Raw genomic sequence first — 14,986 nt, 5'->3', positions numbered from 1 at the left:
CGGGGGCGGCGGTCATGGTCGGCCTCACGGGGGTGCTCCTGCTGTTCCCCCACACGTCCGCGGCCCCGGCGATGGCCACCGGAACCGCCGTGCTGCTGGTGGCCGCGGTCGTCGCCCTCGGCGCGGCGGGGTACGCGGCGGCGCACCGGATCCCGGCCGGCGCCCGCGCCGTGCTGCTCGCGGCCCTCGGGGGCGTCGCGCTCGGCACGACGTCGGCGCTGGCCCGGGTGGTGGCCGCGGCGACCGCGAGCGACCTCGCCGCGGTGCTCAGCTGGCTGACGGTCCTCGCGGTCGCGGTGGCGCTGTTCGGCGGCCTGCTCCAGCAGAACGCCTACCGTACGGGGCACTTCGCCGCCGCCTACGCGACGCTGCTGGTCGTCGACCCGGTCACCGGGGCGGCCATCGGCACGCTGCTCCTCGGCGAGGGCGTCCCCGCCACGACCCCGGACCGGCTGCTGGCCGCGGGATCGGCCGTCCTGGCCATCGTCGGGACCGCGGTCCTGGCCCGGGCCGAGAACCGCAACCCCGAGGCGGACCGGCGGCTGCCGGAAAACCCTACTAGACCCGGATCCGATCTGGTCCACACGAGTTCAGGAGAAGTCTCATGACGGCCATCCAGCGTTCCCGCAGCCATACCGGCCAGGCGAGCCGCGCGGACGACGCGCCGCGCCGCGTCCTCATCGGGACCGACACCTACCCGCCGGACGTCAACGGGTGCGGCTACTTCACCCACCGGCTGGCCACCGGGCTCGCCGCGCGGGGCAACGACGTGCACGTCGTGTGCGCGTCGGCCGACGGGGAGCCGCGCATCGAGTACCGCGACGGCGTGACCCTGCACCGGCTGCGCTCGGCGCCGGTGCTCGTGCACCCCACGATGCGCACGGCGGTCCCCCTCGGCGTCACCGGGCACGTCGCGCGGCTGATCGACCGGCTCGCCCCCCACGTGGTGCACGCGCAGAGCCACTTCACCATCAGCCGCGCCACCATCCGCTGCGGCCGGCGCTCCGGCACGCCCGTGGTGCTGACCAACCACTTCATGCCGGACAACCTGTTCGCGCACGCCTACGTCCCCGAGCGGCTGCACCAGGTGGTCGGCTCGCTCGCCTGGCGCGACATGGTCGCGGTCGCCCACGAGGCCGACTACGTCACCACGCCCACCGAGCGCGCCGCCCAGCTGCTGGCGGGCAAGGGCTTCACCCGGCCGATCGAGGCCGTCTCCTGCGGTATCGACCTGCGGCGCTTCCAGCCGCGGCCGGACGAGCGGGCGGCGGCACGGGCGTTCTTCGGCCTGCCGGACCGCACGACCATGCTGTTCGTCGGCCGACTGGACGTCGAGAAGCGCATCGACGAGCTGGTCCGCGCCCTGCCCCGCGTGCTCAACCGGCAGGACGTCCAGCTGGCGCTGGCGGGCACCGGGCAGCGCGAGCGCGAGCTGCGCGAGCTCGCCGAGGCGCTCGGCGTGGCCGACCGCGTGCACTTCCTCGGCTTCGTCCCCGACGCCGACCTGCCGCTGACCTACGTGGCGGCCGACCTCTTCGCGATCGGCAGCGTCGCCGAGCTCCAGAGCATCGCGACCCTGGAGGCGATGTCCACCGGGCTCCCGGTGGTGGCGGCCGACGCGCTCGCCCTCCCGCACCTGGTGCGCCCGGGACGCAACGGCTACCTGTACCCGCCGGGCGACGTCGCCGCGCTCACCGAGCGCCTCCTCCAGGTGCTGGAGTCGCCGGAGCGCCGCGCGGCCCTGGGTGCGGCGAGCCGGGAGATCGCGGCGCAGCACGACCATGAGCGCTCGCTGGACAGGTTCGAGCAGATCTACGCCGACGTGCGGCCGATCCGCCCCGGCGCGCAGTCCCGCCGCCGGGTGGTCGTCGGCCTGCCGCAGACCCGCCGGCGCACCGCGATGGCGGCGTAGGCGGGGCGAGAGCCGCCGTGCCGCAGCGCCGTCTCCGGGCCCGCGGGTCCGCGGGTCCGCCGGGGCGGCCGGGGCGGCCGGGGCCGCAGCGTACCCGAACTCGGCGGCGGACGTCCGCTGTCGCACTTCGGTCATCTGGTACTTTCCGTACATTTTGCGCCGGTCCTCGATGTGACGGAGGGGCCCTGGGATACACAGACGGTGTGTGGTTCGTAGCGGGAATCCGGCTGGGCGCGGGGGCGGTCGTGGACGTCCTGTCCGCGCGGATCCGGCACGCCGAGCTCGCGGCGCGGGACTTCGAGGACGCCATGCTGGAGCACCAGCGCGACCACACCCACCTCCAGGGCGAGGTGCGCCGCCTGGAGGCCGAGCTCGCGGAGCTGCGGGCCAACCGGATCGAGGCGTACGCCCGCTGGTGGAACGCCAGGGACGACCGCGACCGGCAGTTGCACATCGCCCGCCGGCTGCGACGTCGGCTCGACCGCGTCCAGCGGCGCGGCCGTTCGGTGACCGGCCGCGCCGAGGGATGCGAGGGCTGCTGAGCCGTTGACGGTGGCCTGCTGGCGGCGCCGGGGAGCGGTGGCGCGGGCCCTGGCACGGCTCTGGCCGCGCTCCATGTCCGGTGGGACGTCGAGGCCTCGCTGGCCCTCCGGCGGGGGCGCGTCCGCCTTCCCGGCGCCGGACCGGTCTGCGTAGCCGCGGTCCGTATGCTGGCGGACGCGCCGCACTCCATGTGCCCGGGGCCGCGTGCGTGAACGCCGGTGGCCGCGCCTGGCACCCGGAGCGTAGCGGGCACCTGCCGCCGCGCCCGCCCGGTACCAGCCGCGCACGTCCGCATCCGCCCGATGGGCGACGGGCGCGCGGGAGTCGGCGGCTCAACCCCCCTCCCGGCAGGCTCCGGCAGAGGACCAGGGCCGCCACCTGCCGGACCGGCCGTGGAACGCCATGCCGCACACAGAGGCCGTGCCCCGCACGCGAGGACCCGCGGCGCCACCCGGAACCACTGGCTGACCGCTCCCCGCTCAAGGGGCCGGGGGCCGCAAACGGCCACCGGCCGGCACACCGGCCCCCGTCAGCGCTGCGAGCCGTGGCGGAGCCCGGTCGGCGGCGCCGGCGCCGCCAGGTGCCGCGGTCGGCCCCGAGGCCGCCCGCATGGCCGGTGAGGCGCCGCCGGGGAGCCGCGCCGCCGGCCCTGCGCCGGCGTCCGGTTCCGCAGCCCTCACCCCGGTGGTGCCCGCGGGCAGGCCGGTCCGGCCCTGGCCCCGCGCCGCGCCCCGTGAACGCCGCGGACCGGCCGAGCGGCGGGCAGCGCCCCCGCGTTGCGGACCGGAGCGCCCACCCCGGAGCGGGCGCACCACCGGAGGCGCCACCGGGCGGGTGCCTGCGGTGTGTTCCCCGGGCGGCGCAGGCACGCCGGGCCGGCTACGCGGTGGGCGGCTCGGGCGGGAACGCGCGCTCGCCGAGGATGGAGTCCAGGGTCCGCTGGACGTCGCGGGCGGCGGCGTAGCACGCCTCCAGCGTGACGCGGATCGCCGGACGCTGCACGCTCGCGGCGCGCACCACCGCGTACACGTCGCGGATCGGGGCGTCGTGCGGCAGCCGCCGGTAGGCCAGGCCACCTGGTCCGGACAGCACCGCGAGCGAGGGGACCACGGCGATGCCCACGCCGCGGGCGACCAGGTTGAGGATCGTTCCCGGCCCCTCGAACTCCCACGCGGCGGCCGGCGCACCGCCGACGTCGGCCAGCAGCCGGTCCGTGGCGGTCCGGGACGGCTCGCCGTGCGGCGCCGCCAGCCACGACTCGTCCCGCAGCCGCCGCAGGTCCACCGGGCGCTCCGGGTCGGCCAGCGGGTGTGCGACCGGGACGGCGAGGACCATCGGCTCGTGCAGCAGCGGGTAGAACCGCAGCTTGCCGGCGGCGGTCGTCGGCCGGTCCCCGGACCAGTCGTCCACGAGCGCCATGTCCACCTCGCCGGCGGCGACCTGGCGGCGCCCACCGAGTGCCGCGCTCTGCCGGAGCACGAGCTGCATCCCCTCGTGCACCCGCAGGCTCTGCGCCAGCGCGGGCGCGAACGCGATGGCGGCCGTGGGGAAGGCGGTGACCGTCACCCGGCCCATCGCGACCCCGGTCTGGGCCGCCATCACCGACTCCGCGGCCTCCACCATGGCCAGGATCTGCTCGGCGTGCGCGGCCAGCAGCTGGCCGCTGTCGGTCAGCTCGGCGCTGCGGGCGGTGCGGTCCAGCAACTGGGCGCCGACCTCCCGCTCCAGCGTGGACAGCTGCTGGGAGACGGCCGACGGCGTGTAGCCGAGCGCGGCGGCCGTCCCCGCGATCGTGCCGCGGTGGGAGAACTCGCTGAGCAGTTGCAGCCGGCGAAGGTCGAGCATAAGGAAAGTTTACGCTGTCCATCGAAAAGACTCGCTTGTACTGATGGCCGGGAGTGGGCAGGGTTGATGGCGGGCCGGCCGCGCCAAGCGCCTGACCGGCCGTAACGTCCACCGGATCATGCGGAGCTGATCTCTCCATGTCTGTCACCGTGTCCGCCACACTCGCCGTCAACGAGGCCCTGAGCGAGCGGCGGCGCCAGGGGCTGCCGGTCCTGCCGATGGGTTTCGGCGAGGCCGGACTGCCCGTTCACCCCGCCATGCGGAACGCACTCGCGGCGGGGGGTGACAGGAACGCCTACGGCCCGGTCGCCGGGTCCCCGGAGCTGCGCGCCGCCGCGGCCGGGTACTGGGAGCGCCGCGGTCTGCCCACGGAGCCGGACCTGGTGGTCGCCGGGCCGGGCAGCAAGCCGCTGCTGTACGGACTGCTGCTGAGCATCGGAGGCGACGTGGCCGTCCCGGCGCCCAGCTGGGTGAGCTACGCGGCGCAGGCCCACCTGGCCGGCCACCGGCCGCTGCCGGTGCCGACCCTGCCCGGGCAGGGCGGCGTCCCCGACCCCGACCGGCTGCGGTCCGCGGTCGTCGAGGCCCGCTCCGCCGGACGCGACGTCCGCGCCGTGATCGTCACGACGCCCGACAACCCCACCGGCACGGTCGCGGCGCGCGACACCGTCGAGCGGCTGGCGCTGGCCGCGCGCGACCTGGACCTGGTGGTGGTCTCCGACGAGATCTACCGCGACCTGGTCCACGACGCCGCGACGACCGTGCACAGCGCCGCCGAGTTCGCGCCCGAGCGGACGGTCGTGACCACCGGCCTGAGCAAGAACCTCGCGTTGGGCGGCTGGCGGATCGGCGTCGCGCGGCTCCCGGACAGCGCGCCCGGCCACCGGCTGCGCGCCGAGCTGCTCGGCGTCGCCAGCGAGATCTGGTCCAGCCCGGCGGCGCCCGTCCAGCAGGCAGCGGCCCACGCCTTCACCGAGCCGGCTGAGATCACCGGGCACGTGCGGCGCAGCGCCCGGCTGCACGGCATCGTGGTGCGCGAGGTCGCCGCCAGGTTCGCCGCGGCGGGCGCCCTGGTGGCCGCGCCGCGGGCGGCGTTCTACCTCTACCCCGACTTCGAGGGCGCGCGGGAGCGGCTCGCCGCCGACCACGGTGTCGCGACCGGCCCCGAGCTCGCGCGGCTGCTGCTCGACCGGTACGGCGTGGGGACGCTGGCGGCCGCGGAGTTCGGCGAGGGCCCGCACGCGCTGCGGCTGCGGGTGGCCACCAGCCTCCTCTACGGCGACACCGAGGCGCAGCGCCACGGATCGCTGGCGGCGGAGGACCCGCTGGCGCTGCCGTGGATCCGGGCACACCTCGACCGCCTTGACGAGGTGCTCGCCGAGGTCACGCAGCCGGCGGCGGCCCCGCTGCCCGCAGCGCGTTGACCGGCACGCCGGCCGGCTGCGCGGCGCCGCCGGCGATGACCGCCTGGTAGTGCCCGAGCAGTAGGTCGTTGACCGACTCCCAGGTCCGCTCGCGCACGCTGCCGCGCGCGGCGGCGGCGAGCCGGCGCCGCAGCTCGACCTCCTCGGCCAGCCGGCGGACGGCCTCGCGCGGGCCGTCCGCCGCGTCGGCCGGGAACAGCAGGCCGTTGCGGCCCGGGGCGACGAGGTCGAGGGGCCCGCCCGCGGCCGGCGCCACCACCGGCACCCCGGAGGCCAGCGCCTCCTGGACGGCCTGGCAGAACGTCTCGTCGGCGCCGGTGTGCACGAAGACGTCGAGCGCGGCATAGGCCCGCGAGAGCTCGGCACCGGTGAGCAGGCCGAGGAACCGCGCGCCGGGCAGCGCGCGTTCGAGGCGGCCGCGCTCGGGGCCGTCGCCGACGACCACCAGGCGTACGCCGGGCAGCCCGGCGACATGCGCGAGCAGGTCCACCCGCTTCTCCTTGGAGAGCCGCCCGACGTAGCCGACGAGCAGCTCCCCGCCCGGCGCCAGCCGCCGGCGGAGCTCGGGATCGCGGTGCCGCGGGTGGAACCGCTCGCCGTCCACCCCGCGCGGCCACAGCCCGAGCCGCGGGAAGCCGCGGTCGGCGAGGTCGCGCAGCGTGGCCGACGACGGGGCGAGCGTCCGGTCCACCGCGGCGTGCAGCCGCTGGAGGTAGGACCAGATGAGATCGGTCCGGGGGATGCCGTGCCGGCGGGCGAACCCGGCGAGGTCGGTCTGGAAGGCCGCGACGGTCGGCCATGCCCACCGCTGCGCCGCCACCACGGCCGCGTGCCCCAGCAGCGCGGGCGACGCCAGGTGCACGACGTCGGGGGCGAACCCCCGCAGGAGCGCGGACACCAGCCGCGGTGCGGGTACGCCGACCGGGAAGGTGCGGTAGCCCGGCAGCGGCACGCTCGGCAGCCGCAGCACCGGGAAGCCGGCGTAGCTTGTGGGGCCGGTGCCCGGGGCGAGGATGACGGCGCGGTGACCGCGCTCGGCCAGGTGCTCGGCGACACGGCAGACGGAGTTGCTCACGCCGTTGACCTGGGGCAGGAACGACTCCGCCACCAGGGCGACACGCAACGGCGGCGTCGGAAGGGGGACGGGGGCGGGGGCGGCTGGCATGGGTCTCCTCCGGCAGCCGGGGAACGACCGGGCGGCGGCCCGGTCCGACGAACGCGCCGGCTCCGACGCTAGGCGCGCGACGTTAATGCGGCCGGGGGCGACGGTGAACACCCGGCACCGAGCACCCGATCGGGCGGCGACGCCGCCGCTGGCGGCTCTCGGCCGTGGAGCGCTTCTCCGCACGGCCGTCCCGGTCCCGGGGAGTGCGCCCGGCGCGTGGGCGTGTGGCTCTGGTGGTATCCGGTGGTGACGCGGTGCGGGCGTGGTCCGGACACGCGGGTACCGCCGCCGGCGGGGTGCGGGCGTCCCGGACTGGTGCGGTCCCGCCGGGTCCGCGGCACCAGCGCGTGCGGGATGCGTCGTGCGGTCCGGACCGTACGCGGAGGCGTCGCGGACGCCGGTGTCCTTCTGCGTCGCTGGTCTCCCACGGCGCTCGTTCGGCTGGCTCGGGGCGTCTCGTGGGGTTCGGGTCCGCTGAGCGTGTGCGCGGTACGCCTGTGGGCTCTGGCGGTGACCGATGGTGACGCGGGCCGCCGGGGCCGTGCGGGTACCGTCCGCCGCTCGCGCCGGGGGTCCGGGCCCGGGTGAGGCCGGACCTGCCTCCCCAGCGCGGGCGGGGGTGCGTCGTTCGCTCCGGACCGGGCGAGCGGACCTGCCGCGGACGCTGGTCTCCGGCCCCCTTGGTCCCCGGCGGTGGGGGCGCCGGCCGGGTGCGCGTCCTTGATCGATGCCGGCCGCGGCGGCGTGGAGCCCGGGCTCCGGTGGCCCTCCGCCCGGTATGCCGGCACCGGATCCGGGCAGCGGGCCGGGCAGGGAACTCCGGCCCGGCCCGGCGCGCTGGCACTGCGCGGCGTTCGCCGCCCGCAGCCGCGCGGGGCGCCCGGCGGGCGGCCGCCGGCCCCGGCGGCGCCATCATCGCTTGCGCCGCTGCGTAGCCCGGACGTCCGGGAAGGCGCCCGAGGAAGCCCGGGCTATGCGGCGGAGGCCCCGGTGGGATCGGGGGCGCGCGCGGAGCACGCGGGGTTCGGCGGGAAGAGCGCCGATGGCGGCGGCGCGGGTCCAGCGTCCGCGGAAGGCGAGCGTGGACCGGACGTCCGCCGGCAGGGGCCTCGGCCTGGCCGCCCGGAGGCGGTCCTGGCCCGGTGGACGCTGCGGCAGGCAGGTCTGGCGGCGCCCATGTGTCATCCGGTTCTCGGGCTGCGGTCGCCGCCCACTCGGGGAGCGGACCGCCGGGCCACTGGTGGGACGGCGGTCGGCGGGGCGCGCCGGACGTGGTGGCGCGTCCGGTCGCCGCGCGGGGGCTGCCCGTCGGGGCGATCGGGGGAGACGGCAGGTCGTGCCCGCTGGCCGGGTGGCCGGGTGAAAACGGCAAAGCGGCGATACCCGAATAACGTCTTGAAAACGGGCGTTGACCGTGTGCGGTCATGCGGTGAGGGTGAGGCTGTGTCCCTATTCACAGCATTGGACCGGAAACGCGCGGTCGCCCCCGCAGGGTACAGCCGGTGGCTCATCCCCCCGGCCGCCCTCGCGGTGCACCTGTCCATCGGGCAGGTGTACGCCACCAGCGTGTACAAGAACTCCCTGGTCGCCCACTTCGGAACCGGGCAGACCGCGATCGGCGTGATCTTCAGCATCGCCATCGTCATGCTCGGCCTCTCGGCGGCGGTCGGCGGAACCTGGGTCGAGCGCAACGGCCCGCGCCGGGCGATGCTGGTGTCGGCCGTGTGCTGGTGCACCGGCTTCCTCGTCGCCGCGCTCGGGATCGCCGCCGGGCAGCTGTGGCTGGTGTACCTCGGCTACGGCGTCATCGGCGGCATCGGGCTGGGGATCGGCTACATCTCACCGGTCTCCACGCTGATCAAGTGGTTCCCGGACCGGCCTGGTCTGGCCACCGGGCTGGCGATCATGGGATTCGGCGGCGGCGCGCTGGTCGCCTCGCCGGTCTCCAACCAGCTCATGGCGCTCTACGATCCCGGCTACGACCCCGCCGCGGCCGGCTCGGTCGCCTCCGGCGGTGCGCTCGTCGGCCTGTTCGTCACCCTCGCGGCAGGCTACGCGCTGCTCATGTCGATCGGCGTGCTGCTGGTCCGCGTGCCGCCGGAGGGCTGGCGGCCGGCCGGTTTCGACCCGGCGCGGCAGCGCTCGGCGCCGCTCGTCACCACCGCGAGCGTCTCCGCGCGCAACGCGGTGCGGACCCCGCAGTTCTGGCTGCTGTGGGTCGTGCTCTTCTGCAACGTGACGGCGGGCATCGGCATCCTGGAACAGGCCAGCCCCATGATCCAGGACTTCTTCCGGGGCGGCGACGGGGCCGCCGTCACGGCGGTGGCCGCCGGCGGGTTCGTCGGGCTGCTGTCGCTGTTCAACATGGCCGGCAGGTTCGTCTGGTCCGCCACCTCCGACGCCGTCGGCCGCAAACCGATCTACCTGCTCTACCTCGGCGCTGGGGCGGTGCTCTACACCCTCCTCGCCACCGCCGGCGGCGCCTCGCCGTGGCTGTTCGTGCCGCTGGCCTGCGTGATCCTGTCCTTCTACGGCGGTGGGTTCGCCACCATCCCGGCCTACCTGCGCGACCTGTTCGGCACCTTCCAGGTGGGCGCCATCCACGGCCGGCTGCTCACGGCCTGGTCGGCGGCGGGGATCGCCGGACCGCTCATCGTCAACGCCTTCCTCGACGCCAGGGGGGAGCCGGGCACGCTCACCCAGACGGCCTACCAGGCGCCGCTGTTCACCATGGTCGGGCTGCTGGTGGTCGGCTTCCTGGCGAACCTGTGCGTCCGCCCGGTCGCCGAGCGGTTCCACGAGCCGGCGCCCGCCGCCGGGACCGGCTCCGCGGCGGCACCGGCGCCGGAACCGGCGGCGAGCGGCCCGGGCGCGGAGCGGACCGCGCCCCCGCGCCCCCGCGTGCGGCTCCTCGCCTCGTGGGCGGTGGTGGGCGTCCTGTTGTGCTATGGCGTGTTCCGTGTCGTGCTCACGGCCACGCAACTCTTCGCGGGCTAAAGTGCCAGCTGAGCAGGTATGTGAGTTGAGAGGAGCCAATCGGTGACATTGACGGAATGGGCGCACCGCGTCTGCGCGGAACTGGAGCTGTCGGAGGAGATCGGCAAGGCCGACGTGGACCGCATCCTGGACCTCGCCAAGGACGCCGCGCACTCGGTGGCGCGGCCCGCCGCGCCGCTCACCACCTACCTGCTCGGGATCGCGGTCGGCCGCGGAGCCGACCCCGACGCGGCCGCCGCCCTGGTGAGCCGGCTGGCGCTGGCCCAGGCGGCTCCGGAGGAGGGCGCGGGCACCGGCTGAGCCGGCTCCGGCCGCCGCCCGGAACCGGGACGCGCGTTACTCGCGGCGCCGGGGCGACGGGGCGTGTGCCCCCGTCCCCGGCGCCGCGGCCGTGCCCGGCGCCCGCCTCGGCACCGGCCGTCCCCGCCCCCGCGCGGCGGGGACGGCCGAGCGCCCGCCCGACCGACGAAGGACGTCCTCCGTGGCACGACTCCAATCCATCCTCGACTCGGCGGTGGAGTTCATCTGGGGCCCCCAGTTGCTCATCCCGCTGCTGCTGGCGACGGGTGTCTACCTGACCGTCCGGCTGGGCGGGCTGCAGTTCCGCACCATCGGCCACGCCCTCTGGCTGGCCTTCTTCCGACGCAGCGAGAAGGGGGCCTCCGAGGGCGACGTCTCGCACTACCAGGCGCTGGCGACCGCCCTGGCGGCCACGGTCGGCGTGGGCAACATCGCCGGCGTGGCCACCGCCATCCAGCTCGGCGGCCCCGGCGCGCTGTTCTGGATGTGGGTGACCGGCCTGGCGGGCATGGCCACGAAGTACAGCGAGGCGCTGCTCGGCGTGATGTACCGCCGTCCCGACTCCAGGGGCGAGATGAGCGGCGGCCCGATGTTCTACCTCAGATACGGCCTGGCCGAGCGCACGGTGTTCGGCGTCAGCCTGCGCGGCCTCGGCGCCGTGCTCGGTGCCGCGTTCGCGCTCTTCGGGGCGGTCGCGGCGTTCGGCATCGGCAACCTGGTCCAGGCCAACACCGTGGCCGCCCAGCTGGACCGCACCTGGGACATCCCCGCCTGGGCCACCGGAGCCGTGCTGCTCGCCGCCACGGCGGCCGTGGGGCTCGGCGGGATCAGGTCCATCGGCCGCTTCGCCGGCGCGTTCGTCCCCTTCATGTGCGTGGCCTACATGCTCGCCAACATCGCGGTGCTGCTGGTCTTCCTGCCCGAACTGCCCGGCGCGGCCGCCATGGTGGTCACCGACGCGTTCACCGGAACGGCCGCCGCGGGCGGCTTCGCCGGCGCCACCCTGATGGCCGCCGTCCAGTACGGCGTCGCCCGCGGCATCTTCTCCAACGAGTCGGGCCTGGGCACCGGAGGCATCGCCGCCTCGGCGGCCAGGACCGACCAGCCCGTCCGGCAGGGCATGGTGTCGATGACGCAGACCTTCATCGACACGCTGATCATGGTCACCCTTACCGCGCTGGCGATCATCGTGACCGGCGCCTGGCGGGACTCCGGTCTGAAGGGCGCCCCGATGACCTCGTGGGCGCTGGACCAGGCGCTGCCCGGTCAGTGGGGCAGCTACATCATCGCCGTCGGCGTGCTGGTGTTCGCCTTCACCACCATCCTCGGCTGGTGCTACTACGGCGAGCGGTGCATGGACTTCCTGCTGGGCCGCCGGGCCGTGCTGCCGTACCGCCTCGCCTTCGTCGCGGTCGTGTTCGTCGGCGCCACGAGCACGCTGGAACTGGCCTGGGCGTTCGCCGACATCGCCAACGGCCTGATGGCACTGCCCAACCTGGTCGGGCTGCTCCTGCTCTCCCCGGTGGTCGCGGCCGCGACGAGGGCCTACTTCGCGAACCCGAACTGGCGCGATCCCGACGCGTCGCCGCCGCTGGTCGACGTACGCTGACCGCGGCGGGGACCCGCCGGCACGCGTCGGCAGGGTTCCCGTGCGTCTACCGCAGCCACAAATCCCCGCAAGTGGTATAAAAACCAGCATTCCGCCGCGTGATCACACGGCCAGCAGCGTCACGAGAACGGGGAGAGGCGGCGTCGGTGCAGCGACTCCTGGAGATGATCCCCCCGATCGTCTGGGGCCCCTTCGTGCTCATCCCGCTGCTGCTGCTCAGCGGCGCCTACCTGACCCTCCGGCTCGGCGGCGTGCAGTTCCGGACGCTCCCGCACGCCCTGTGGCTGGCGTTCGTGCGCCGCAGCGAGAAGGGGGCCTCCGAGGGCGACATCTCGCACTTCCAGGCGGTCAACACCGCGCTGGCCGCCACGGTCGGCGTGGGCAACATCGCCGGCGTGGCCACCGGTATCCAGCTCGGCGGCCCCGGCGCGCTGTTCTGGATGTTCGTCACCGGGGTGCTCGGCATGGCCACCAAGTACAGCGAGGCGCTGCTCGGCGTGAAGTACCGCCGCCCCGACTCCAAGGGCGAGATGAGCGGCGGCCCGATGTTCTACCTGACCCGGGGCCTCGGCGGCGGGCTGGGCTGGCTGCTCGGCGTCGCGTTCGCCGTCTTCGGCGCCGTGGCGGCGTTCGGTATCGGCAACATGGCCCAGGCCAACAGCGTCTCCAGCCAACTGGAGGCCGTCTGGGGCGTACCGCCGTGGGCCAGCGGCGCGGTCATGGTCCTGGTGCTCGGTGCCGTCGCGATCGGCGGCATCAGGTCGATCGGCCGGTTCGCCGCGGTCGTGGTGCCGTTCATGTGCCTGGCGTTCATCGCGTCCAACGTGCTGGTCCTCGTCGTGTTCGCCGCCGAGATCCCGGCCGCGGTCGCCCTCATCGTCAGCGACGCGTTCACCGGCACCGCCGCGACCGGCGGGTTCGCCGGCGCCACCGTGATCGCCGCCGTCCAGTGGGGCTTCGCGCGCGGCATCTTCTCCAACGAGTCCGGGATGGGCACCGGCGCCATCGCCGCGGCCTCGGCCCGGACCGACCACCCCGTGCGCCAGGCGATGGTGTCCATGACCCAGACCTTCGTCGACACCGTGGTCATGCTCAGCCTCACCGGTCTGATGATCGTCGTCACCGGCGCCTGGACGGCGGACCACGTCGAGGGCGCTCCCATGACAGCGCTCGCCGTCTCCACCGGCTACGAGCGCATCTCCCCGGAACTCGCGCCGCTGGGCGGCCACGTCGTGGCGGTCGGCGTCTGTTTCTTCGCCTTCTGCACCATCCTGGGATGGAGCTACTACGGCGAGCGGTGCGTGGACTTCCTCGCCGGCCGCCGCGCGGTCATGCCCTACCGGGTGGTCTTCCTGCTGTTCGCCTACGTCGGCGCCGTCCTGGAGCTGCGGACGGTCTGGCTGTTCTCCGACATCGCCAACGGCCTGATGGCACTGCCCAACCTGCTGGGTGTCCTGCTGCTGTCCCCCGTGGTCGTCGCCGAGACCCGGCGCTACTTCGCCCGCCCCGACTGGCGCGACCCGGACGCGCTGGTGGACGTCCGGGCCTAACGCGGGGTCCGCCGGCCGCTCCTCCCGGACCTCACCCCGGCTTCCCGCCGTCCTTCGGCTTGCGGCCACTCCCGGTCATGTCCGCGGTCAGGCCGATCGAGCCGAAGATGAACAAGCCGACGGCCAGCGGAACGCAGAGCCACGCCGCCCAGCCGCCCATGTTGACGGCCCAGATCCCGAGGGCGGACGCGGCCAGGATCACGCAGACGCCGAAGACGATCCCCACGGGATCGCGCCGGCGGTCCCGCTCCTCGGACAGCCGCCGGACCATCGCGTCGATGTGGTCCAGCATCTCCGTGCGCGCGCCGGACTCCGCCGGCAGGTCCCGCAGGATCTCCAGGTCCGCCTTGATGTCGTCGCGGAGCGTCTTCTTCGGGCTCGGGGTCACGAGCTTCGCGAGCGCCCCGATCAGGCCGATCAGTGCGATGGCGATCGTCTCGATGGACGTGAAGTCGATGAAATCCATGGTGCGCGGCGCCGTGTTCTGTTGTGGACGGGGGTACGCGGATTCTGCCCCGCCGCCCACCCGCCGGACAAGGGCGCTCCCGCCCCGGCGCGGGGCCCGGCGAGCCCCGCCGGAGTGCCCCCGCCGGCCGTCCTCACCACCACGCGTGGAAGTGGTGCACCGGCCCCTTGCCGTGTCCGACGTCGAGGTCGTCCGCGCGGCGCAGCGCCTCGGTGACGTAGCCCTTGGCCTCGCGCACCGCCTCCGGCCAGCCGGGGCGCCGCGGGCGCAGTGCGGCGATGGCCGAGGAGAGGGTGCAGCCCGTCCCGTGGGTGTTCTCGGTCGACACGCGCTCGGCCGTGAGCGTCTCGGCGGTGCCGTCAGCCCCGACGAGCAGGTCGACGCAGTGCGGGCCCGCCAGGTGGCCGCCCTTGAGCAGGACGCGGCGGGGGCCGAGCTTCAGCAGCCGCTCGGCCTGCGCGCGCATCCCGTCGAGGTCGCCGGCGGGCGGCTCGCCGAGGAGCTCGGCGGCCTCGGGGAGGTTCGGCGTCACGAGGTCCGCACGCGGCAGCAGCTCGGAGCGGACCGCGTCGATCGCCTCCGGAGCCAGCAGCCGGTCGCCGCTCTTGGCGACCATCACCGGGTCGACCACCACGTTGGGCAGCCGGTAGGCGTCGATCGCCCGCACGACCGCGTCCACGACCCCGGTGGAGTTGAGCATGCCGATCTTCACCGCGTCCACCCGGACGTCGTCGAGCAGCGTGGCCAGCTGGCTCGTGACGAACTCCGGCGGCACCTCCAGCACCTCGCGGACGCCCGTGGTGGTCTGCGCGACCAGGGCGGTCACCACCGTCATGCCGTACCCGCCGAGGGCGGAGAACGCCTTGAGGTCGGCCTGGATCCCGGCTCCGCCGCTGGGGTCCGTTCCGGCGATGGACAGGATGTTGCGGCTCGCTGGCATTCGGCGTCCCTTCGCTAGTGCGAGCTAGAGCAGGTTCCCGGGTGTGATCTCAGCCGGACCAGCGTCCGGCACCCCGCGCCATTCGCCCCCACGTTAGCGGACCCGGGCGGCGCCCGCCGGCTCCGCCTGGCGGTGGCGGGCCGCCCGCTGCGGTCTGCGGCGGGAACACTCCACCAGGGGCCTGGGTGGCAGCCCCGCCAGGCGGGGCCGGTGGCGTTTCCGGGGCCAGAGGCGG

11 protein-coding genes, 1 pseudogene and 1 riboswitch are annotated in these 14,986 nt (G+C 75.2%); of the genes and pseudogenes, 8 read left to right on the top strand and 4 right to left on the bottom strand.

The genetic code is table 11. From position 1 onward, the window contains the following. The 3 genes and pseudogenes from DEF28_RS12435 to DEF28_RS12425 all read left to right on the top strand — a co-directional run. Positions 1-608: pseudogene (locus tag DEF28_RS12435) on the top strand (DMT family transporter); the annotation flags it as partial. Next, entirely contained in the window at positions 605-1,912 is a 1,308-nt protein-coding gene (locus DEF28_RS12430) for a glycosyltransferase (RefSeq protein WP_114399001.1), read from the top strand. The pseudogene DEF28_RS12435 and the gene DEF28_RS12430, both read left to right, overlap by 4 nt. Positions 1,913-2,115: 203 nt before the next feature. Then, entirely contained in the window at positions 2,116-2,454 is a 339-nt protein-coding gene (locus DEF28_RS12425; RefSeq protein ID WP_233515260.1) for a hypothetical protein, read from the top strand. Positions 2,455-3,334: 880 nt separating this feature from the next. Here DEF28_RS12425 and DEF28_RS12420 read toward each other — a convergent pair. Beyond that, positions 3,335-4,300: a LysR family transcriptional regulator gene (locus DEF28_RS12420; protein WP_114399002.1), complete on the bottom strand. Its 966-nt coding sequence runs from the start codon at positions 4,298-4,300 to the stop codon at positions 3,335-3,337. Between the two features lie 137 nt (positions 4,301-4,437). Between DEF28_RS12420 and DEF28_RS12415 the strand changes: the two genes are divergently transcribed. Continuing rightward, a complete protein-coding gene (locus tag DEF28_RS12415) occupies positions 4,438-5,724 on the top strand; it encodes a pyridoxal phosphate-dependent aminotransferase (RefSeq protein WP_114399003.1) in 1,287 nt (428 codons plus the stop codon). Here the strand turns inward: DEF28_RS12415 and DEF28_RS12410 are convergent. Continuing rightward, positions 5,684-6,889 (bottom strand): glycosyltransferase family 4 protein, encoded by a 1,206-nt coding sequence (locus DEF28_RS12410; protein WP_114399004.1) that lies wholly within the window; start codon positions 6,887-6,889, stop codon positions 5,684-5,686. The two genes, DEF28_RS12415 and DEF28_RS12410, sit on opposite strands and share 41 nt — an antisense overlap. 1,461 nt (positions 6,890-8,350) lie before the next feature. Here DEF28_RS12410 and DEF28_RS12405 point away from each other — a divergent pair. From DEF28_RS12405 to DEF28_RS12390, 4 genes are all read left to right on the top strand, one after another. After that, on the top strand, positions 8,351-9,886 hold the full coding sequence (locus DEF28_RS12405) for an OFA family MFS transporter (protein WP_233515259.1): 1,536 nt from the start codon (positions 8,351-8,353) through the stop codon (positions 9,884-9,886). A 42-nt stretch (positions 9,887-9,928) separates the two neighbouring features. Beyond that, entirely contained in the window at positions 9,929-10,186 is a 258-nt protein-coding gene (locus tag DEF28_RS12400) for a DUF6457 domain-containing protein (protein ID WP_114399006.1), read from the top strand. Between the two features lie 181 nt (positions 10,187-10,367). Beyond that, positions 10,368-11,795: an alanine/glycine:cation symporter family protein gene (locus DEF28_RS12395; protein ID WP_114399007.1), complete on the top strand. Its 1,428-nt coding sequence runs from the start codon at positions 10,368-10,370 to the stop codon at positions 11,793-11,795. Positions 11,796-11,941: 146 nt separating this feature from the next. Then, a complete protein-coding gene (locus DEF28_RS12390; RefSeq protein WP_233515258.1) occupies positions 11,942-13,345 on the top strand; it encodes an alanine/glycine:cation symporter family protein in 1,404 nt (467 codons plus the stop codon). A 31-nt stretch (positions 13,346-13,376) separates the two neighbouring features. On the opposite strand, the gene DEF28_RS12385 is transcribed toward DEF28_RS12390, so the two are convergent. Next, complete coding sequence (locus tag DEF28_RS12385; RefSeq protein WP_114399008.1) at positions 13,377-13,811, bottom strand: hypothetical protein; 435 nt, start codon at positions 13,809-13,811, stop codon at positions 13,377-13,379. Positions 13,812-13,944: 133 nt separating this feature from the next. Beyond that, the gene (thiD, locus tag DEF28_RS12380) at positions 13,945-14,751 is read right to left on the bottom strand and encodes a bifunctional hydroxymethylpyrimidine kinase/phosphomethylpyrimidine kinase (RefSeq protein WP_114399009.1); all 807 of its coding nucleotides are present in this window, start codon (positions 14,749-14,751) and stop codon (positions 13,945-13,947) included. Further along, positions 14,741-14,837, bottom strand: a riboswitch (TPP riboswitch). Its footprint overlaps the gene before it by 11 nt. Positions 14,838-14,986 lie beyond the last annotated feature (149 nt).

The organism is Marinitenerispora sediminis, from assembly GCF_003336425.1.
GTDB classification, from domain to species: Bacteria; Actinomycetota; Actinomycetes; order Streptosporangiales; family Streptosporangiaceae; genus Marinitenerispora; species Marinitenerispora sediminis.
The sequence above is the reverse complement of the archived record's forward strand: the minus strand, read 5'-3'. Positions and strand labels throughout refer to the sequence as shown.